We start from the raw sequence: 483 nt of genomic DNA, 5'->3' as shown, positions 1-483 counted from the left end.
ATCGGCAAGGGACGCCCCAGGGCGGGGTGATCTCCCCGCTGTTGTCCAACCTCTATCTGCACCTGCTGGACCGGATCTGGGAGCGGAACCACCTGAGGATCCGCCTGCGAACCCGGCTGGTGAGATACGCCGATGATGTAGTGGCCCTATGCGCCGGGGATGTCGAGGCGCCGATGGCGGTGCTGCGACAGGTCGTGGAGAGGCTGGGATTGCGCCTCAACGAGGCCAAGACGCGGGTGGTAGATGCGCGGGAGGAGTCGTTCGACTTTCTCGGTTTCAGCATCCACCTACGGCGCAGCCGCAAGAGCGGCAAGCGCTACCCGCACGTGGAGCCGTCGAAGCGATCGGTGCAGCGGATCAAGGAGCGAACCAAGACGCTGACCGACCGGCGGCGCACGCCGGTGCCGATGCCCCAGGTGATTGGGGAGGTGAACCGGACCCTACGAGGCTGGGCCAACTACTTCCACTACCGCAACTGCACCG

1 protein-coding gene is annotated in these 483 nt (G+C 65.6%); it reads left to right on the top strand.

Annotated elements, in window-relative coordinates:
- Positions 1-483: reverse transcriptase domain-containing protein (locus ACYQ2W_RS26580; RefSeq protein WP_459874138.1), on the top strand; the 483-nt coding region annotated here is incomplete at both ends.

The organism is Endothiovibrio diazotrophicus (assembly GCF_054657215.1).
This window is presented reverse-complemented; position numbering and strand designations above follow the sequence as displayed.